The 19,428-nt window shown below is 51.8% G+C and carries 18 protein-coding genes; 6 read left to right on the top strand and 12 right to left on the bottom strand.

The annotated features are described in order from the left end of the window. Positions 1-371 precede the first annotated feature (371 nt). The 5 genes from MCP_RS06560 to MCP_RS06550 form a co-directional block, all read right to left on the bottom strand. Positions 372-1,208, bottom strand: a complete 837-nt coding sequence (locus MCP_RS06560; RefSeq protein WP_231845186.1) for a coenzyme F420-0:L-glutamate ligase — start codon at positions 1,206-1,208, stop codon at positions 372-374. A gap of 75 nt (positions 1,209-1,283) precedes the next feature. Beyond that, a complete protein-coding gene (locus MCP_RS15655) occupies positions 1,284-1,439 on the bottom strand; it encodes a hypothetical protein (protein WP_012900047.1) in 156 nt (51 codons plus the stop codon). Positions 1,440-1,450: 11 nt separating this feature from the next. Beyond that, a complete protein-coding gene (locus MCP_RS15650) occupies positions 1,451-1,594 on the bottom strand; it encodes a hypothetical protein (protein WP_158301455.1) in 144 nt (47 codons plus the stop codon). 11 nt (positions 1,595-1,605) lie between these two features. Continuing rightward, complete coding sequence (locus MCP_RS06555; RefSeq protein ID WP_012900046.1) at positions 1,606-1,926, bottom strand: hypothetical protein; 321 nt, start codon at positions 1,924-1,926, stop codon at positions 1,606-1,608. Positions 1,927-2,028: 102 nt separating this feature from the next. After that, a complete protein-coding gene (locus MCP_RS06550) occupies positions 2,029-3,201 on the bottom strand; it encodes a tetratricopeptide repeat protein (protein WP_012900045.1) in 1,173 nt (390 codons plus the stop codon). Between the two features lie 95 nt (positions 3,202-3,296). On the opposite strand from MCP_RS06550, the gene MCP_RS06545 reads away from it, so the two are divergent. Continuing rightward, positions 3,297-3,671 (top strand): hypothetical protein, encoded by a 375-nt coding sequence (locus MCP_RS06545; RefSeq protein ID WP_128859974.1) that lies wholly within the window; start codon positions 3,297-3,299, stop codon positions 3,669-3,671. A gap of 723 nt (positions 3,672-4,394) precedes the next feature. Here MCP_RS06545 and cysS read toward each other — a convergent pair. After that, complete coding sequence (cysS, locus tag MCP_RS06540; protein WP_012900043.1) at positions 4,395-5,810, bottom strand: cysteine--tRNA ligase; 1,416 nt, start codon at positions 5,808-5,810, stop codon at positions 4,395-4,397. A 46-nt stretch (positions 5,811-5,856) separates the two neighbouring features. Further along, positions 5,857-6,552, bottom strand: a complete 696-nt coding sequence (locus MCP_RS06535) for a TVP38/TMEM64 family protein (protein ID WP_012900042.1) — start codon at positions 6,550-6,552, stop codon at positions 5,857-5,859. Positions 6,553-6,643: 91 nt separating this feature from the next. Here MCP_RS06535 and MCP_RS06530 point away from each other — a divergent pair, with 91 nt between their 5' ends. Both MCP_RS06530 and MCP_RS06525 read left to right on the top strand, forming a co-directional pair. Continuing rightward, positions 6,644-7,147 carry a hypothetical protein gene (locus MCP_RS06530; RefSeq protein WP_012900041.1) on the top strand — a complete coding sequence of 168 codons (504 nt, stop codon included), beginning with the start codon at positions 6,644-6,646 and terminating at the stop codon, positions 7,145-7,147. A gap of 261 nt (positions 7,148-7,408) precedes the next feature. Next, positions 7,409-9,748, top strand: coding sequence for a PAS domain-containing protein (locus tag MCP_RS06525; RefSeq protein WP_012900039.1), 2,340 nt, complete (start codon positions 7,409-7,411; stop codon positions 9,746-9,748). Positions 9,749-9,777: 29 nt separating this feature from the next. On the opposite strand, the gene MCP_RS06520 is transcribed toward MCP_RS06525, so the two are convergent. Next, the gene (locus MCP_RS06520; RefSeq protein WP_128567077.1) at positions 9,778-11,403 is read right to left on the bottom strand and encodes a PAS domain-containing protein; all 1,626 of its coding nucleotides are present in this window, start codon (positions 11,401-11,403) and stop codon (positions 9,778-9,780) included. Positions 11,404-11,487: 84 nt separating this feature from the next. Continuing rightward, the gene (locus MCP_RS06515; protein ID WP_128859972.1) at positions 11,488-14,061 is read right to left on the bottom strand and encodes a PAS domain-containing sensor histidine kinase; all 2,574 of its coding nucleotides are present in this window, start codon (positions 14,059-14,061) and stop codon (positions 11,488-11,490) included. Between the two features lie 279 nt (positions 14,062-14,340). Between MCP_RS06515 and MCP_RS06510 the strand changes: the two genes are divergently transcribed. After that, complete coding sequence (locus MCP_RS06510) at positions 14,341-14,622, top strand: TATA-box-binding protein (protein WP_128567076.1); 282 nt, start codon at positions 14,341-14,343, stop codon at positions 14,620-14,622. Positions 14,623-14,853: 231 nt separating this feature from the next. Here MCP_RS06510 and MCP_RS06505 read toward each other — a convergent pair whose 3' ends face one another. Together MCP_RS06505 and MCP_RS06500 are read right to left on the bottom strand one after the other, a co-directional pair. Continuing rightward, positions 14,854-15,162: a cupredoxin domain-containing protein gene (locus MCP_RS06505; RefSeq protein WP_012900035.1), complete on the bottom strand. Its 309-nt coding sequence runs from the start codon at positions 15,160-15,162 to the stop codon at positions 14,854-14,856. Positions 15,163-15,393: 231 nt separating this feature from the next. Further along, positions 15,394-16,587 (bottom strand): S8 family peptidase, encoded by a 1,194-nt coding sequence (locus tag MCP_RS06500; protein ID WP_128567075.1) that lies wholly within the window; start codon positions 16,585-16,587, stop codon positions 15,394-15,396. 265 nt (positions 16,588-16,852) lie between these two features. On the opposite strand from MCP_RS06500, the gene MCP_RS06495 reads away from it, so the two are divergent. Together MCP_RS06495 and MCP_RS06490 are read left to right on the top strand one after the other, a co-directional pair. Beyond that, a complete protein-coding gene (locus tag MCP_RS06495; RefSeq protein ID WP_012900033.1) occupies positions 16,853-17,326 on the top strand; it encodes a YeeE/YedE thiosulfate transporter family protein in 474 nt (157 codons plus the stop codon). Then, a complete protein-coding gene (locus tag MCP_RS06490; RefSeq protein ID WP_012900032.1) occupies positions 17,323-17,856 on the top strand; it encodes a DUF6691 family protein in 534 nt (177 codons plus the stop codon). The genes MCP_RS06495 and MCP_RS06490 overlap by 4 nt, the downstream gene beginning before the upstream one ends. Here the strand turns inward: MCP_RS06490 and MCP_RS06485 are convergent. Beyond that, positions 17,853-19,253 carry a rhodanese-like domain-containing protein gene (locus MCP_RS06485; protein WP_231845185.1) on the bottom strand — a complete coding sequence of 467 codons (1,401 nt, stop codon included), beginning with the start codon at positions 19,251-19,253 and terminating at the stop codon, positions 17,853-17,855. The two genes, MCP_RS06490 and MCP_RS06485, sit on opposite strands and share 4 nt — an antisense overlap. Positions 19,254-19,428 lie beyond the last annotated feature (175 nt).

Below are 19,428 nucleotides of genomic sequence, written 5' to 3'. Positions count from 1 at the left end.
CACGTTATGCTGTCGTTGAGTGTCCTTAACCACAGGGGCGCAGAGCGCACGGGAGTTCACAAAGTTTTTCTTTTATAATTTGAGTCACGAAGTACACGGAGCCCGGTTTATTGGTTTTCCTGGGGCACAGAGTTAATCGAGGCACGGTTGACCAATAAACAATTTAGCAGGTTTATCCTCGCCAGTGCCCCTAACAACTCCGTGCCCCAGGAATGTTATAAACCCGTCCCCTGTGCCCTCTGAGCCTCCATCTATAAGAAAACTCTGTGAACTCTGCGCTCTCTCTGCCCCTGTGGTTAAGGACACTCAACGGCGGCATAACGAGAATGGAAATAAAAATGTCAATCCGAAATAACTCGAGAAAGAAAAAATCAGTAGGCCTTAGCTTTTTTCACTTTGGCCTTAGTAGCGGGCGCCTTCTCCATTTGCGCCAGCTTATCCAGCAGCGCCTGTTTAACGAAATCCTCACGATCCTTACGGTACGTGACGGAGATGCCCAGGTCATCCTTCAGGTACGCGTAGCCCCGGATGACGGCGATGGGAGTGCCCTCGTTCGACTCGCCCATGATCATGTTAGCACAGGCGGCGACCTCGTCCACGATGCCCTGGATAGTGATCTTGAGCTCGTGGCCGAACAGGTCCACGTCACCCCGCTTGTCGTGTATGGCGGCGATGCCGGCGCAGCCCACGGCGACCCCGATCTGACCCTCTCTAAAAGAGCGGCCGTTCATGTCAGTGATGATGACGGCGACCCTCTTGCCAGTAAGCTCCAGGATGCGGTCCCGGATTTTGCGGGCGGACGCGTTCGGGTCAGCAGGTAAAAGCAGGATATAGCCGGTCTCAGTATTAGAGCGATCGATGCCGGCGTTAATACACACATTACCAAGTACCGTCTCAACCAGCAGAGGGTGCTTCCAAAGCACCTTCGTGCTATTATCGAGCACATACTGGATGAAGTGCGGGTCCTCGGCGTTCAGGGCGGCAAGCTCTTCGGCCCTCGCCGTCGGAGTAATATTGTTCAGAAGATACCGGCGCCCCTCGGCCTTTGACACGATGGTCGAGGCGAATACGACCACATCGTCATCCTCCAGTTTCGTCCTTTCGGCCACGACGGCCGCCAGGTCATCCCCTTTCTGGATCATGGGGACGTCATCCACGGTATATGCGGTGATCCTCAAGCACGATGCCTCCATCACATAAACGTCCATCAAATATGATGTCGTAAAATTAAATCTGTGTAGGGCGATGAAAACCCATAAACCTTGTGCAAAAATATATTTGAGCTATACGCGGAAGGTCTTCTGCCCTTCCGGCCCCTGCACCGGCTCCTCTTCCTGCTGGTTACCGCTCTGGAGCGGGCTCTTCCGCTTCCGCATGGCCAGCTCTTCCCGGCGCGCCTTCGAGCCCTCATGACCCCGGCTGTGTTCCCGTTCTGCCAAAAGATATCACCTCAAACCCGATATATGTCCTTACCCGTCGGCCCTTTGACCGGCTCTTCCACAGGCTCGACGTTGTAGACCTTGCCCTCGCCCTTTTCGGGAAGCTTTTTCTTCTTCCTCTTCTTCTCATCCTCTTTCTTCTTTTTCTCCGTCATTAAGACACCTGCTAAAGGTCATATTCGGGAGGCTTCCTCTTATGCTGCCGCTCCCGCAATATCGCGTCCAGCTTCCGGTCGAGCTCCTCGTTCACGTTCTTATCGGACGTGGCGGCGTCGATCCAGGTGACCGTGCCGTGCTGTAGGTCCACCTTATCTTCGGGGGAGGCCAGGTACTGCCTGCCATATCCATGGGCCCACATCGACTTATCCTCCGCATAGTAGACGCGCCCGCTCATCACTACCTCATCAGACGTCCCGAGCTCTTCCCGGGGGGGCGTGATGTCGGGCATGACCTTCTTTTTAGCTTTGCGGTCCTTGTCTTCAGGCATGATATCCCGTCTATTTCCATAAAGGCCTGTAGCATATTTTATAATAGGTACGCAAAATACGGATTTATTGTGTCCTGCCGATAAAAAACGCGTACTGCATCCTTATTTTATCATTTCGAGGCTTAGCACGCCATATCTCATTGTCGTCCCCGCCTCTGACTTGATCCGGGCCTTTGCGGGCCCTTGATATATAGCCCGGTGCAGATCGTATGGCAGTCTTGCCGTCTCAAGTCTCCGGCCTTCCATGAAGTTCCCGCCAACGAGCGATATTGCACTCCAGTCAGACGGCCTGTCGATGGATATTGATGATGACCGTAATTTTACGCTGCCGAATGGCATGGCGATGCACAGCCTGAGCCCGGCCTCATAGTTTAAGCTCAATGTCGCTTCTACGTGATACCACCCGTTGGCGCCGATGTGCCAGCTCAGCAGGTGCCCTTCTCCGAACGTGTACCGGTATTGCTTGCATACGGGCATGGGCTGCGGTCCGGCCCTGCAATAGGAGCCGGGCCCGTACAGGATGCCGCTGAACTTCCTGGCCGTCGAAGCGACCGGGTGTTCCTCTTCATCGGTGACGCCCTGATCTATGAGTACGCTTTCCGTGTCTTTCGGGAATAAGAATGCCATCGCCGGATAGGGGTGGCTCCCGCCCATATCGTGCATCAGGTATGGGAAGCCTATGTCCGCCGCTATTATTATCTCGCCCGGGTCTTTGGCCTTGATACTCAGGTGTGCAAGGCGGGCGGACAGGTCCGTACCGGCCGCGGGCGCATAAAGCTCGTCGAAGTCGACCTTTTTGAAGTTAGCGTCGGGCATGTCGCACCGCGTGCGCTCCAGGGCATCCATGCTGGCCATGAGCGCCCTGCCCATGGCATCATCTTTTATGGAAACGGCGATGTCCAGCGCATCCTGGAGCCTCGAGGCCGCATCGTCGAACCGGCACTGGCCCCTGCAGGCGTCCGCGATGCCGGCAAGAGTGGCGGCGAGAGACCTTTTATCGTTAAGGCGCTCCTTGATCTCCAGGGCCGAGCGGAACGTATCCTCGGCGCCCTGGTAGTTTCCTGTAAATAGATAGACATATCCGGCGTTGTTGAGCACGCCGGCGACGGCGTCGTCCCAGAGGCCGTTCTTGTTCTCCGCTTCGAACGCGCGCAGGGCTATGTTCAGCTCCTTCAAAGCCTCCTCGTAAAAGCCGCTTGAGGAGAGCTTTCTGGCCTTTTCGCTATGGGAGAGGCCTATCTGGACCTGGCGTGTCATACGCCTCTGTTGGGCCATCCTTTATTTGTTAGCGTATAGAGTATAAAACCGTTATTGTCTTGAGCGCTGGCCCGGGAGCTAGATTTATAATATTTAAGATCGTTCTTTCGCTCATGGCCAAATCGACTAACTATATAGTCTATGCAGTCCTTGCGATCATCCTTATTGTTCTATTATGCATGACCTTTTCCCAGGTCATCGCCGAGAAGACCCTTGTCGATGAGAGCATCACGCTTTCTCCTGGTAGTAGTAAAACGTATAATATGCCTCCCGGCATGGTCACACTGAAGTTCACTTCGGATATTCCGGTGGATGAGGCACATGAGGGTATTGGGGGCTCTGGACAGGGGCACGATATCACGAGCGGTTCGGCCGTGCTGGGTACTCCGCTCGGGGTACGGTATACGATCACCAATACCGGCAGCATGGATGCTCACGTTCATGTGCGTATGACGACGGGCGTGCTGAACCCGTTCGGTTACTTATAAATATTAAACCTTTTTATGGATTTATTAAAGTATCCTATGGGTTCTTAATATGAGGTCAAATAGATTGTAGGTCATATTGATTACATGTCGTTGATTTGTTCGGTCGGTATCACGAATCTCTCCAAAGGAATTAAACCACTAATTTTTCTTTTTAGATTTTTCTCACTAAGCCTCTAAGCCTCGAACTCACCGTCAACGCACGAACTCCCTAATACTCCGGGCATTGCACGAACGCCCGAAGCCTCAAACCCGAAAAGAAGGCTCGAAAACTCGAATACACGTTCGAAACGCTAAACGAAATAGCACTAACTCTCTAAGGCTCGGCTAAATCGCCAACGGCCCGAACACCCAAAATGCTGGGGAACGACCGGGCTCTTAGAGTGTTCGTGCTCCACCGTTTAGCGTTTCAAACGTGATTTAGAGACTTAGAGACTTCTTTTCGGGTTAGCGCGTTAGAGACTTAGAGCACTGCCCTGAGTATTCGAGAGTTCGGGCATTGACGGTGAGTTCGAGGCTTAGAGGCTTCGTGAGAAAAATCTAAAAAGAAAAATTAGTGGTTTATTTCCTTTGGAGAGGTTCGTGATACCGACCAAACTGATTTGCGAAAAGCACTTCTGGTAATATACCGAAATATGGAACTATTTGATACTATAACAAGATTTTTATATAACAGGGTAAACTTTTAAGGTAATTCAAAAAAATTGTATAAAATGAAAAATAACTTCATATGCGCTTTATTTTGGTTCCCTCTTTCGAGTCCTCAATGGTTATACCAAGCTCTTTGAGCCTCTTCCGGATCAGGTCAGAAGTCTCGTAATCTTTTTTCTTCCTCACCGCATCCCGGATATCCACGATAAGCTGCAATAATTCGGAAGCGAACAGGTCCTCCATAGACCCGGTCCACTTGATGCCCAGCACGTCCGAGTAGATGCCGTAAAGGTCCAGCACTTCTTTCCATTGGTCGGCGGGCATATCGCCCTCGGCGAGCCACCGGTTCACGTCCCGGGTCAGCTCGAAGATCTCGGCGAGCGCCTCGCGAGTATCGAGGTTATCGTCCATGCGCTCCTCGAATCGCTTTTTACTTTCGCTCAGGCGTTCGGGGACACCCGGTATAGATGCGGCACCGGCTAGAGGGCTCCTGATGCGCGCCTCAATCCCGGAAATGGCATTCTTGATGCGCTCCAGGCCCCGGCTGGCGTCCTCCAGCGCCTGGTCGTTGAAATCGAGAGGGCTCTGGTAGTGGGTGTTCAAAATAAAGAACCGCACTGTGTCGGGCGAAAATTTCTTCAGCACATCCCTTACTAAGAAAAAGTTACCAAGCGATTTGGACATCTTCTCCTTATTAACAAGTAAGAAGCCATTATGGATCCAGTACTTTGCGAAGGGCGGCTTACCGGTATACGCCTCGGTCTGCATGATCTCCGACTCGTGGTGAGGGAAGACGAGGTCCAGGCCGCCGCCGTGGATATCGATATTCGGCCCCAGCGTAGTCATGGACATGGCCGAGCACTCGATGTGCCACCCGGGCCTCCCGGGACCCCAGGGACTCTCCCACGAGATGATCTCGCCGGGCTTCGAGGCCTTCCACAGGGCGAAATCCATCGGGTTACGCTTGCGCTCATCGACTTCAACGCGAGCCCCGACTTTTAGGGCATCATAAGACTGGTGCGAGAGGGCGCCGACCTTCTCGGACATACTGTCAACGCTAAAGTAGACGCTGCCGTCGGACACGTAGGCATAGCCCTTATCCACAAGGGCTTTGATCATATCGATAATGGCCGGGAGATTCTGGCTGACCCTGGGGTAATAGTCCGCACGAAGGATGTTCAGCCGGTCCATGTCCTCAAAGTAGGCGTTAATGAACTTTTCAGCAAGCTCCTTTGGGGGCACGTTCTGCTCCGCGGCACGCTTCAATATCTTATCATCGACGTCCGTAAAGTTCTGCACATAGGTGACCTTATATCCCTTATACTGAAGGTAACGACGAATGGTATCGAAAACGACGTAGGCCCGGGCATGGCCCATGTGGCAATAATCATAAACGGTAGGCCCGCAGACGTACATCTTAACTTCCATGTCATGAAGGGGGACAAAATCCTCAACCTTCGAGGCGAGCGTGTTGTAGAATCGAAGCGCCATCGCATTCACCGGAATAATATAGGATTGGCTGAAGTAGGATTTAAATTCACTTATCTGGATTAATGCTCTTTTCCGGCGCGGGCTTTTTATTAAGGCGCCGGTAGGCTTCGGGGAGTATAAAGAGCAGGGCGGCCAGCACAAGGCTCACGGCGAACCAGATGGAGTCGATATTCCTCAAATTATTGCCCAGCATGGTCAGTATCAGCGCGCCCGGGAACTCGCCGATCAGGGTGCCGATGACGTAGTCCTTGAAGCGAATGCTGGAAACACCGGCCACGTATCCGACGGCGTCGAACGGTACGATAGGGACGACCCTCAAGGATGCCACGGTAAAGATGCCGCCGTTATCAAAACGGCTGTCGAAGCCGGCATAATGCGTGCTCAGGCGCTTTTTTATGTAGTCCCGGAAAATATAGCGGGACAAAAAGAACGTGATGGTCGCGGCCAGCGTGGTGCCGAGCATGGCGAAGGCCAGGCCGTAGAGCTGCCCGAAAATATAGCCGCCCGCGATGGTGAATGGCGTTACAGGCAGAAATGTGAAGGGCCGTATCGCGTGAAGGAATTCATAGGCCACGACGGAGAAGATACCATAGGACTCGATGATCTGACGAATGCCCTCGGGGGTCACTTTCGTATAATCCTGCATAAGCGTCCCGGGGCCGATAGTAACTGTGGCGCCAGCGAGCGCTATCAGCCAGACTGCCAGCACTCCTATCCTCAGGTCGAGCATCCGGAAAGCCATTGAATATTAAATACCGTGTGTGGGATATAATCATTTTCGTGGCCGGTAAAAAGTATATGGGAAGACATGATAATTAGGGGAAGAGGTCATATTGTCCCATCCATTAGAAGCTTATTTCTCAGAAAACAAGAGCGGCGCCATCACTGACGAGCAGGCGAAGGACAGCATAGCCGGGCTTGTCAACGACCCGGCCCTCTTACAGGACGTCTGTGCCATGTTCGCCGTCGAGATCAACAGCGCCGACAGGTGCTTCGCGGTCGGGGAGGTCTACGATGTCGAGGATGAGCGCTACGGGTGCCTGACGGTCCTTTCCGAGGATGTAGTGAACGTCATCGGCGCTGAGAGCCTGCAGGAGACGCACGAGGAGATCAACTACACGCTGCTGTGCGCCTACCTGGAATACCGGCGTTTTTGCCAGGAAGTCCAAAAAACGTATGATGCCTGGGACGACTACCTCGAGTTCGTCATGCAAAAAAGCTTTGTCACGCTTTTTAAGAATGGTGTTAGGGCAAGGCTGATCCATACCGACGCCATCGGTAAGGCTGCGATGCCTGTAGTCGCCTTTATCGTATACCAGAATTATGCCGAGCTATGACATGACGCCGGAACGGCGGCAGGGGCTCAGCATTAATAAGTCAACGCTCTGGCATATCCAGAAAAATTTACTGCATGGTAAGAAGGTCAAGTTATATGATAAGGTGAGGGCTAAGATCGTTTAATGCTAAAATTAGGCCTGGCCAAGTAGCCTTTAGTTGATTATAAAATATTTATAATACATCGTGGAAGAATTAATTCAGAATAATTATAAGGTTTCTAAATCTTATGATTACTAGTATTTTTTTGTCGAGGCGGTAGCATGGCATCGAGATCCAAGCCCGGGAAGAAGTCTGGCAGTACACATAGCGCAGATTCCGGTGACAGGGACCGGCTCATCGCCGGGCTAAAAGCCCGAAATGCAGACCTCGAAAAATATAAGGCCAGAGTAGAGCAGCTGGAAGCCGATTTAGGGAAAAATGACGAGATGACCCGCCAGCTACTGGAGCAGAAATTGTACGGGATGTGGGTCAACGTCGGTAACAGGGTCGCCTACATCAACGAGGCCGGGGCCCGGATCCTGGGGGCGCCGGATCCCGGCGAAGTCGTGGGAAAGGCACTGGAGGACATCATCCATCCCGACTACCGGGAAATTGTGCAGGACCGTATCAATGCGATGATCGGTAGCGAAAGCGCCGTGCCTATTGTCGAGGAGAAGTACCTCCGTGTCGACGGCCGGGCTGTGGACGTGGACGTCTGGGCGATGAGGTTCACCTACAAAGGAGCGTCGGCCATCCTGGCGGTGTTCAAGGACATCACCGAACGTAAGCGGGCCGAGGAGGCGTTGAAGCTCACCCAGTTCGCCCTGGATAATTTCGGGGATTCCGCCATCTGGGTTACGAAGGATGGGCGCCTCGCCTACGTGAACCAGGCGGCGTGCAGGTCCCTCGGATATTCGAGGGAAGAACTATTATCCATGCATATATGGGACATAGACCCTGGCTACTCGCCGGAGAAGATCTGGGAATTGTGGCCAGTGAGGATGCTGGACCACAATACGAAGTTCGAGTCCACGCACGTGGCCAGTGACGGACGGGTGTTCCCCGTGGAAGTCACGTCCTGTTACACACGGTATGGGGATGAGGAATATCTGATCACGTTCGACCGGGACATCACCGAACGCAAGCAGGCCGAGAAAGTATTACAGGAGAGCGAGGAACGGTTCCGTAAGGTCTTCGATAATGCGGCCACCGGTATACTCATCGCCGATGTCGATCGCGGGTACCAGGCGGTCAACGATCGGTTCTGCGAGATCACGGGCTATAGTCGTGAAAAATTATTGACGATGGGCTGTGAGGATATTGTCCATCCGGATGATCAGGCTATGGATATTGCCGAAGTCCAGCGCCTGGTAAGAGGGGAGGCTTCGTCATTCATGCGTGACCTACGCTATGTACATGCGAGTGGCAGGACCATCTGGGCTCGCGTGAACGTTTCATTGATGCGTAATAGCGACCATGAAGAGCCCCGTATCATTGCTGTCATAGAAGATATCACCGAGCGTAAGCAGGCTGAGGGGGCGCTGAGGGAGAGTAAGGAACGGTATCGGGAGCTTGTTGAGAATGCCAACAGCATCATCCTGCGGGCGGACCGGGACGGCAACATCACGTATTTCAACGAGTACGCCCAGCGGTTCTTCGGCTATACCGGGGAGGAAATCCTGGGCAGGAACGCGATAGGGACGATCATTCCAGCGACCGATTCTGCGGGCAGGAACCTTGCCATGATGCTGGATGACCTGTTACAGCATCCGGAAGCGTACCGGATGAACGTCCACCAGAACAGGCGCAAGAACGGCGAGCTCGTCTGGATCTCCTGGACCAATAAGGCCATCTACGACGATGAGGGTAACGTAGCCGGACTATTTTCTATCGGCAACGATATAACCCCGCTCAAGATGGCCGAGGAAGAGTTAAATAAGGCCAGGGTTCAAGCCGAGCTCTACCTCGACCTGATGGGCCATGATATTAACAATATGCACCAGGTGGCTTTGGGTTACCTGGAATTAGCCAGTAACATGCCACCGGGTGAGGAGCAGGCGAGGCTGCTAAATAAGCCGGTGGAGGTGCTCCAGAGGAGTGCCCGGCTCATCCAGAATGTGAGGAAGCTGCAAAAGCACCGTGAGGGCGTGTTCCAGACCCAGAAAATAAACGTGAGCAGGATGCTTGTGGACGTGCAGGGGGAGTATGGAGCTATTCCCAATAAGCGTGTAATGTTAAATGTAAATGGTCATGAGGGTTGTATTGTCCGGGCAAATGAGCTGTTACACGATGTCTTCGCCAACCTTGTAAGCAATGCGGTCAAGCATACCGGGGACAAAGCGGACATCATCGTTGGCCTGGATATAGTAAAGGATAATGACAGGCAGTATTGCCGCGTGATCGTGGAGGACGACGGGCCGGGCATACCGGACGAGTCGAAGGACAGGATATTCAACCGGACGCTGAAGGGTACAAATAAAGCCCGGGGCATGGGCCTCGGATTGTACCTGGTCAAGTCACTCGTAGAAAGCTATAATGGCCGGGTGTATGTGGAAGACCGGGTGAATGGAGACCATACGAAGGGCGCCAGGTTCGTGGTCATGCTGCCGGCCATTGAATAGTTGTTATTATTAGGAGTTTTTTATAAGCCTTAAGGCTTCTCGTCAACCTTTTCAACCGCCGGAAGCACGACCATGAACCTGGCGCCCTTCGTATGGTCGCCGGGGACACGGTCCTCCACCCATATCTTGCCGTTGAAATCATGTACGAGCGTCTTCACCAGGAAGAGTCCCAGGCCTTTCCCCTTTGCCTTCGTGTTGCCCCGCTCGAACCGGTTGAATATACGAGTTTTCAATTCGTCCGGTATGCCGGGGCCGTTGTCCTCGATGATGACCTTGTGGTAACTCTCGTCGGTGCCATAGATGTGGAACTGGCTTATGTTTATCTCCAGGGGCTTATTAGCGTCGGAGTGCTTGATGGCATTCCCGACGATGTTGATGAATACGTCCCTGACCAGGTCGGTCGCCATGACGTGGCCCTCGATGGGCGTATAATTGATCGTGACATCTTGGCCGTTGGTCTTCGAGAACTGTTCTTTAACGCCCAGGAGGACTTCTTTCAGGTCGATCGGCTGGAGCTGATGTTCTTTGGACATAGTCGACCGGAGCTTTCTCACATTATCGATAAGCCGGCTGCTATCCGTGATGGCATGCAGGGACTTCTCCAGAAGCTCCAGGTCTTCTTTCTTGACCCTGCCATCTTCCTTTAACGTCTCGAGGGCGAGCTCGAGGTTGCCAATGCCCACCTGGTTCATGTTATTAATATCGTGGCCCATTAGGTCCAGGTATAGTTCGGCCTGCGCCTTGGCTTCCTTCAGTTCCGCCTCTGTCCGCTTGAGCCTGCTGATATCGAGGTTGATACCTGCCCAGCATATGATCTTACCATGCTCATCGCGCACCGGCACGCCGCGCGCCAGGATAGGATGATACTGACCGTCAACCCCCCGATAGCGATGCTCTATATCCCATGTCCCTTCGGCGCGTACGCACTCCTTCCACGCTTCGATGGTGCGCTCAGCATCGTCAGGATGGAGCACATCGCCCCACCCGAAGTCAGAACATTGCTGCTGTATAAGCCCGACCAGCTTCAGGAACGACTCGCTCGCATAGATGTTACGCCCATCGGGGGCGCACACCCACACGCCATAGTCGATCGACTCCCCAATGGCACGATACAGGCGTTCACTGTTACGCAACGCTTCCTCGGCCCGCATGAGTTCGGTGATGTCCAGAATAGTTCCGATCATGCGAACAGGCTTGCCATTCGAGTATGATACTACTTCTTCGCTATGAGCGTAGCCCGCTGAGCCACCCCTTCTTAGAATACGCCAGTCGATGCCGTAAGGCTTTTTTCCATCCAGGGCATCTTGAACGGCAATACTTACCAGTCCCCGGTCTTCTGGATGTACAAAGCTTAAAAACAACTCATAACTAGGCCGGAATTCTTGCGGCGTCAATCCAAGTATACGATAAACCTCATCCGACCATTCCAGAACGTCCTTGTCAATATCCCAAACCCAAAATCCAAGATGGGAAATTCTCTGGGCTAATAATAGATTTTTCTCGCTTTCCCGCAGGTCTTCAGCCATGTCCTTACTCTTAACCCCGGCTTCCCTTAGAATATCTACTTGAGCCCTAAGCTCGTGCAATTCCGATAAAAGTTGTTCCCTCGTCTTATTGACATCCGATGGGGTGGCGGAAGCGAATTTTGGGCTCATAACATATTATAATAAAGTGAAATGAACACCTCGTATTTATATTTTCAGGACCCTGCAACCACTAATACGACGAGGATAAAATAATCACTTTTCTACGGCCGGCAGCGTGACCACGAACCTGCTGCCCCGGGTATAATCCCCTTGAACACGATCTTCTGCCCATACTTTTCCGTGGAAGTCGTCAAGCAGAGTCTTCACGAGATATAATCCAAGGCCTTTACCGGTCGCTTTGGTATTGCCTCTCTGGAAGCGGGTGAACAGTTTATTCTTAATTTCGTCCGGGATGCCCGGGCCGTTATCCTCGATAGCCACCTTGATAAGTTCCTTTACCCCGGTTACACGTTCTAATCGTATGCAGATATTTACGGGTTTAGCATTGTTGGAGTGTTTGATCGCATTTATTATAAGATTGGAGAATACGTCGTTAATAAGCCCGTTAGCCATGATAAAAGCATTTGGACTCGAAGTAAGCTCAATATGGACCTCTTTATCGGGCACTTTAGAGTAATGTGTTTTCAACCTGGACAGCACATCGTTCAAATCTATAGCTTCTATCCTAAGCCCGTGTGTCCTTGATTTTTGGAGCTTTCTCACATTCTCTATCAGGTTGGAGCTGCTCGTTATGACCTCGACGGGCTTTGAAATAAGCTCTCTGACCTTATCATCCTTTAGCTGGTCGTTGGCCAGTTCAAGATATCCGAGAGCGATCTGGTTCAGGTTATTAATATCATGTCCCATTAAATCCAGGTATATTTCCGCCTGATTTTTTGCCTCTTGTAAAGCTATCTCAGCATGCTTGCGCTTGGTGATATCGTTATAGTTGGATATCAAATAATCGACCGTCCCATCCTCACGGCGAATACATTCGACAGACAATAACACATAAACGATGCTGCCATTTTTATGGATGAACCGCTTTTCAAAAGTATAGGTATCTATCTCGCCAGACATTAGCCTTTTAAAGGCGTCCAAATTCCTGGGCATGTCTTCCGGACTGGTAATTTTATCCCAGCTAGTTTTTAACAGTTCCTCTCGGGAATAGCCGAACATTTCACACAATTTATCGTTGACCAGAATAAATCGCTTCTCCGGCGAAGTAATAGCCGCACCTATCAACGGTATGTCAAAAAATTTTCGGAACTTTTCCTCGCTCTCCCGCAGCGCCTCTTCGGCCCGCTTGTGCTCGGTGATGTCTTGCACCGTCCCGAACATCCTGACTGGTTTACCCCAGGCATCATATTGCACCTCCCCATCGTCGTGCATATAGACGATAGTACCATCAGGTTTGACTAAACGGAAGTCGATGCTGAATGGCTTAACGTCCTGAATGGATTCACGGATAGCATTAAAAAAGGATCCTTTATCATCAGGGTGGATGTGGGAAGTGAAGAAGTCGAAGGGAACGGGCTTAATTTCACCGGGCTTATACCCGAGCAAACGGTAACATTCATCCGAATATTCGAGCTCGTTCGTGCCTAAATCCCAACTCCAGTTCCCAATATGAGCGAGGAATTGGGCTCTGGCAAGGCTTGCCTCGCTCTTTTGCAGCGCCACTTCGGTATGCTTACGCTCGGTGATGTCTCTGGCGACGCCCCGGTATCCCCTATAAACGCCGTTCTCATCGATGATCGGCTGGCCGGACACCTCCATATACATGATTCGGCCATCTTTACGGATGTGCTGATTCTCATACATAAACAACTTGTCCCTTTTTCTGGCCACATCTTCCAGGGACTTAGATACTTGCTCTGCCTCATCAGGGGGCATAAAATCCATCGGGGTCTTACCGACGACCTCCTCAGGAGTATAGCCCCAGGCGTCGTAAATTTGCGGGCTAATGTATGTGTAGACAAATTTCTCGTCTATTTGCCAGACGATATCGTTAACGTTCTCGACAAGAACCCTATACTTCTCCTCACTTTCGCGTAACGCCTTCTCAGCACGCTTGCGCTCGGTGATATCCCGTGCGGACGCGATCAGGTATTCTTCACCATAATAAACCATGTAATTCCAGGACACTTCCACCTGGATGAAAGACCTGTTACTGGCCCGGAGGCTCGACTCGTAGACCACCGAGTCCCTCGTTCTCAGGTCTTCGACGAATGCGGCCCACTTATTGTCCGTGAAAGACGGATCGATATCCGTCACCATCATGCTCGCCAGTTCTCTCCGATCAAATTTTAGCGATTTGCTCGAAGTCTCATTCGCATAAATTATATGGCCATTGGGCTTAAACCAGAGAATCATATCCCCGGCACGATCAACCGAGAACTGGTTAATAATCCGCGAACGGTTCGCGGCCTTTTCCAGCGTAATATCTTCAAGCCGGATGAAGATGCCAGAATCGGTAGAATATGCCGATATCCTGAACCATTTACGAAAATCGTTCGAGTACCTGTCATCGGTATTTTCTTTACCCTCTAATAGTCCCCGTATCGTCTGAGGAGAAATCAGGTGGCTAAACCGTCTCGGATATACTTCCTCGAGCGGCCGTCCTATCAGCGATTCATTATTACCAGTGAATAACCGCAGGGCATCGCTATTCAAGTAGACAAGACGCCACTCCTTATCGAGAACGATGAACGCCCCGGGAACGCTTCCCAAAAACCCATCGATAAAAGCCCTCAACTCCCCGGAGCCTTTCATGGCAAACGCCACTCTCTCTCTCTCTCTCTCTCTACATCCGGCAAGTTTGAAGCGGCGGGTTCAGGGCGCATATAATGATAATGAAGAATCGTACATATTTATATTTTCAGGCTAATGTAAAAACAAGCAAAGAGTAACATTAAGAAATTTTAGCCTTGACCTTATCGTATAGCTTGGCCTTCTTGCCCTCGCGGAGGTTTTTCTGGATATACCAGAGCGTAGACTTATTAATGCCCAGCTCTTTCCATTGTCGCGGATGTCGGCAAGGGCCTTGATGAGGTGTTCAGTAAAATGAATAGCGTCGGTATCGAAGTAAAGCCGAAGCCGCAGGCCACCGTGCAGAACATTGTCTCGTCGGCTGACCTGGGGTGCCTGCTCAACCTGAACTCCGTTTGCATTGCCTTCGGGCTCGAGAACGTCGAATATGAGCCCGAGCAGTTCCCCGGCCTCGTGCTCAGGCTGGACCCGCCAAAGGTCGCCGTGCTGTTATTCGGCAGCGGCAAGATGGTCATCACGGGCAGCAAGACGCCGAAGACGCCGAAGACGCCGTCGCCCGCATTATCAGGGAATTAGAGGTCAACGCCTTAATTTGAGCCGGCCATCAACTTTTTTCACATCGAATAGTATCGTGGTATAGTGGTATGTTAATTTATAAGATCGTTAATAACACATAATAGATAAGGGTCTTTTTTGTTTTTGACTTTCGAAGTGGCTAGCTAAAGAAACGCAATTTATTCTTCACATTTGTATTCGATGCTGTCACCCTGTTAGCCAGAATTACGGTGCGCTTTGGCGTATTACCACCTACTTAACGATGACCGTCCCTTTCATATACGGGTGGATCCCGCATTCATAGTTGAACGTGCCCGCCTGGTCGAACTTTTTAGAGTACATACCGCCATTCTTCAGGATCGGCGATTCGGAGTCTGCGAATTTAACGGTATGGCTTACCGGGCCCGGATGCATCCACGTGACCGTGTCCCCTTTATTTATCGTTATCTCGGCCGGCTGGAATTGAAAGTGCCTGATCAGCACTTGTTCTGTGGCCGCGGTGGCAGTGCCCGTTAAAAATAGGGCTACCATAGCTAGCATGATCAGTACTCCAATCTTCATAGGTTCACCAGGTGGATATTTGACACCGTGATGATATTTCTAAGCGCGTGAAATACCAGATAGTTCAGAATTTTTACTAACTTTATAATAACAGCCGTCTTGCGATCCATATAGAACCCCCACTTCATCTCCGTTGATATGCCCTGATACGCTAATTTTGCTTTAATCAAAAATGTTATTATAAAAAAGTTAGTTGCCGATGATAAAACAAAGGGGATTTTTTTAATCCCCTTAGCTTACGGCTTTTAAGGCATCAACCAGCCCGTACCCATAATAATTATCCTTCCCGGTACTCCCGAGGTCGCGGGCCGTATCATAGAGCTTTTGCTTGACCTCGCCTGGATCCCAGCCATCGCCAGTCTTATCATATTTGCCCGGCGCGGTCGTAAGTACGAGCGCAACTACGCCGCTCACATGCGGGCAGGCCATGCTCGTTCCACTCAAGTACGCATAGCTTCCTTTATAGGTTGAGTATACGTTTACGCCGGGGGCAGCTAGGTCCACCTCCGTTCCAAAATTGCTCCAGGAGGCCTTAGTCAGGCTTTCATCCACGGCGCTCACGGCTATCACGGAATCATAAGCCGCCGGATAACTAACGGCCCCACCATCATTGCCCGCCGCTACGACAACCACGACGCTGCCGGCATTTGCAGCATCCACTGCATCGTGGAGCGCCTGGCTATCGGAGCTTGATCCAAGGCTCATGGATATCACCTGAGCGCCATTGGTTACGGACCACTGTATGCCGCTGATCACATTACTCAAATACCCTGAGCCGCTTCTATCCAGTACCTTCACCGCAAGGAGCGATGCGCCGGGCGCGACGCCTACGACACCGATATTATTGTTTACCGCGGCTATGGTGCCGGCAACGTGGGTGCCATGACCATTATCGTCCTTGTAGCTTTTGGTATATCTGACGAAACTGCAGCCGCCGATAACTTTACCGGCCAGGTCCGGGTGCGTATAATCTATGCCGGTATCTACTACGGCCACCTTAACGCCCGAGCCATCGATCGATACATCGTCGGCATTGACAGCCTGTATACCCCAGGGGGTCACCTGAAGAGCCGGAGTCGGTGTAGCCGTCGGAGTAGCCGTGGGCTTTACTTTAGACGGGTCGACTTTGAGGATATGTACCTCCTGGTCGATCTCAATGAACTTGACCTTACTCTCCGCTCCGTGTTTAGCCGCATGATCGATCTTATCGAACACCTGTCTCGGAAGCTCGACGGACACGCCATTAATGATATCGAGCTTTTTATCAACGATGCCGCCCTGTTCCACTAACGCTTTTACATCGCTATCCTGGACCTTATCCTTGAAGACGACGATGGCCTTTACGCGTTCGGCCGACGTAACGCTACCCATGAGCATGACCGAGACAATGAGTAGCCCGACCATTAATACCGGTAAGATCTTCATAGTATACACCGCAATTAATTATATACTAATATTATAATTTATATGTTAAGCGTATGATTAATTAACCTTTTCATTATCGTATGAGTATAAGGATATTAACGTTCACTAAAAATGCCTGGCTGTTCCTGACGAAGGCCGATAAGGTTAAATTCTCGTGGAAGGAGTTCAGACCGATCATGTTTTTGAAACCAAAGATATGGCCCTTTTTGACAGGATTTTCAGCATTGTATAAATCCATCGATATTGTATTATAATAGGGCGTTGGATGGGGCGTTATCTTCACTGGTTTATCGCCGGAGTGGCTATCGGTTTACTGAATATTTTATCATATGCGGTCAAAAAGCCGCTGGGCGTATCGACGTCATTCGTGACCGCTGGCGCCATAGGCGTAAGGGCTATTGATAAGCCGCTGGTCGACAAGAACCCGTATTTAAAGGAGCACGCTAAGGTTGACTATCAGTTCATATTAGTCGTCGCGATGGCGCTGGGAGGGCTCGTCTCGTCGCGGCTGTTCGGCAGGAGCGCCGGGAACCCTGGCAGGACCAGGTCAATTGCCGGTATAATAAGGCAGCTAGCAGGGGGCTTTTTAATGCTATTCGGCGCCCGCATAGGTAAGGGATGCACGAGCGGTAACATCCTGAGCGGCGACGCGCAGATGTCTCTCGGAAGCATGCTGTTTTCCCTGGCCACGTTCGTGGCCGGTGCGCTCACACTACTCGTCTTCGGTGATAGGAGATGAAAAACATAACAGGCTTGATGGCGGCTATCATAGGCTTTCTATTCGGCGCCGTCCTCCAGCGCGCCGGCGCGTCGGACTACGATAAGCTGACTGGCATGCTTCGCTTTACGGACCTTGACCTGCTGAAGATGATGATGACCGCCATCGGCACGGCCGCCATAGGGATTTATATGCTTAGCCGGAGGGGCATCGAGCATTTTACGGTAAAGCCCTTGCAGGTGCTCATGATGGCCGTCGGAGGCCTGGTCTTCGGCACCGGGTTCGCACTAAATGGATACTGCCCTGGCACGGGCATCATCGCGTCGATGGAGGGAAAAAAGGACGCCATCATAGCGATGGCGGGAGGGCTGCTGGGCTCGCTTGCCTTCGCCTTCGCCAGGCCGTCCATAGATAAGTGTCTGGCCCGTCCGGATTACGGTAAGCTGACTGTGGATAAGGTCATTAAAAAGGACCCACTGGTCACGGCGATCGCTTTCGGCATTTGTATGATCGCGACTGCGGTCCTTTTAAATGCCATAAAAAGACGTTAGGTAACAGCTTCCTCTGGCTTCGGTGCCGTCACCTTCGGCGTTGTGACCGCATAGCCCTTATTTTTCCAGGCCTTAAAGCCCCCGAGCACGTTATAGACGTTCGTATAGCCGGCCCTTTCCAGTATGCTCGCTCCAATGCTGCCCCGGTGGCCTACCGAGCACATGGTTGCAATGGGCTTATTTCTGGGCAGGTCAGGGAGGCGCTGCGGCAGATGCCCCACGAACGTCATGGCGGCTCCGGGCACGATACCCCGCTCCCATTCGGCGGGCTCACGGACATCGGTGAGGGTAATGTCGCCCGCGGCCAGGCGTCCGTTAAGCTCTTCCACCGATATGTCGTGCGTATATTCGATGGGCATGCCGGCGTTCTGCCACACATCGAAGCCCCCGCAGAGATAGCCGCAGCACTTATCATAACCCAGCCTGGCCAGAAACTTATCGGCAGTCTTAACGTCTTCATCCCGGTCTGTGAGCAGCAACGTCTCCCGGTCATAATCGAGCAGCCATCCGGGGAAGAGGGTCATACCCTCCAGCCAGATGCTGTATGATCCGGGGATATGGCCTCCCCCGAAGGCAGGAGGAGTCCTGGTGTCTACGATCGGCCTATCCCTCACCGCTCCCTTAAATTCTGCGAGGCTAAGCGCTTCGGGTTTCATGCGGCTTTCCAGTAATGGCGGGCCGTGGAGATTATACTGCTCCATTTTCCGGAAGTATGTGGGCCTGACGAACTTTTCTTCCAGCTTCGTTTTGACGAATGTATCCTCGTCCATCGATAATTGGGCGTTGGTCATTCGCTCATAGCCTAGCGTGCTTTCGTCCCGGTCGCTGATGCCCACGCCGCATACGGAGCCGGCGCCGTGCGCAGGGTACAGGAGCACATGGTCACCTGAGGGCAGTATCTTATCATGGATCGAATGGTAGAGCGCCCTTGCGTTCTTTTCTTCCACGTCTTTGCCCGGCAGATCGATCCGGCCGGTGCTGCCTATGAAAAGGGCGTCGCCGGTGAAAGCTGCCAGGGGGATGCCATCGCTTGCATGGAGCACGTAGGTCAGGCTGTCGCAGGTATGGCCCGGTGTCTCAAGCACATTAAGCATCATATCCCCGAATGGCAGGCTATCGCCTTCCTTGAGCGCTATATCACCATAAGTGAACGGCGTGTTGGCGCTGTGGCCGATCTTAGCGCCGGTACGCTTCTTCAGGTCTACCGAGCCTATGGTGAAATCCTCGTTCCGGTGAGTCTCCAGTATATACTTTATTTTTGTGCACCTGCCCCGGGCAAGGTCCATGCAGTTTTCGATATCGCCGGCCTCCCGGCGGGGGTCTATGACGACGGCCTCGCCGCCGGAACTGATAAAATAAGTGTTATGGGCTAAACCCTCGGCTTTCATCCTTCTCATTATCATGGTTAAACATATTACAATTTTTATATTTAACATTGTTTAATAATTAATCACAGGCCATTTTTGTCTGGACAATAAAACTCGACCCCATTTCTCAGGAGTCATATTTTAATACTATTTCGCCCAATAGGCCTACCGGTATATTCCTTATGGCCTCACCGATAGCAAAAAA

This window comes from Methanocella paludicola SANAE, assembly GCF_000011005.1.
GTDB classification, from domain to species: domain Archaea; phylum Halobacteriota; class Methanocellia; order Methanocellales; family Methanocellaceae; genus Methanocella; species Methanocella paludicola.
The sequence above is the reverse complement of the archived record's forward strand: the minus strand, read 5'-3'. Positions and strand labels throughout refer to the sequence as shown.